This window comes from Flavobacterium sp. (assembly GCF_040402835.1).
GTDB lineage: Bacteria > Bacteroidota > Bacteroidia > Flavobacteriales > Flavobacteriaceae > Flavobacterium.
The window spans coordinates 404-1,545 of the sequence record NZ_JBBALW010000058.1 but is presented as its reverse complement, the minus strand read 5'-3'; the positions used below and the strand labels follow the sequence as shown (position 1 = coordinate 1,545).

General features: G+C 37.0%; 1 protein-coding gene. It reads left to right on the top strand.

From position 1 onward, the window contains the following. Nucleotides 1-231 (top strand): hypothetical protein (locus AC9UEH_RS11520; protein ID WP_509532026.1); only part of this gene is annotated, 231 nt, incomplete at its 5' end. Between the last annotated feature and the right edge of the window lie 911 nt (nucleotides 232-1,142).

Here is a 1,142-nt window from a genome sequence, read left to right as displayed (position 1 = left end):
AAAAAAAATATTTTGAGACTATTACCAGAGTTCAGATTACATAATTTTACCGATCAAAAGGCTGCCCTTTGTCTTGGACCTGACTTCGTCATCACTCGTGCATCGTCAAAAATAGAACAATCTCGAGCCGAACAGTTTTTTCGACGAGTTCTTTTTAGCGCAACTCCAACTACCATTGCCTTGCAATTTCGGGTTGCAAACTCTACGTTTGATCCAACTCCTCATCGTTGAAATCACTTAAAGAAGATTCTACGATACGTGTATGTCTCGCAGACAAAAACCTTGGCTTCTACGTTGGATTGGTATATCGGTGAATGTCTCCGCCATTTGGAGAATAAAGATACCTATGTACTATGTCCATCCTTTCTGACGCACAACAAAATCATCGACAAATCATATCAAGATCTTGAGAGAATCATGGAGACTTTCAATAATTGCAGCATTGAAATCAAGAAATTTATCCTACAAGACTGGGACTACGGGAAAACTCTCAAACTATGTTCACTCTACATCCTTCCAAAAATACACAAACCACCCCCTCTGAAAGCCCGCCCCAGGTGTCCCAACCCACGCACTCCTCACCTTATTTTCTTCTTTGCTCGCCTCTCGATACCTACATACCCGCCTCAAATCTTTCATGCTCGCCGCCCCAACATATATTAAATGTTCACGTGATCTTATTAATAAATTGGTTAAGTTGTCTGTACCCCTTACCTGCGCGATAGTTATCGCTGATGTCGAGTTTGTCTATGTATCCCTCCATCCCTCTCACATCAGATACTTTCACACGCAGTTCTCGAAATCGAGTGTCTTCGTGATGAAATGTGTATGCAAGTTAATGAAATTGATATCATCATGTAGCTCCTAGAATATGTACTCACTCACAACTATGTAGAATTCAATGATTAAAAATCTTCCATTTAAGGCCTTAAATTGAAAACTATTTTTCAATTTAAGGCCTTAAATTGAAACTTATTCATCAATTTAAGGCCTTAAATTGAAACTTATTTATCAATTTAAGCTCTTAAATTGAAACTTATTCATCAATTTAAGGCCTTAAATTGAAATTCTTTTATCAATTTAAGGTCTTAAATTGAAACTTATTCATCAATTTAAGGCCTTAAATTGAAACTTATTTATCA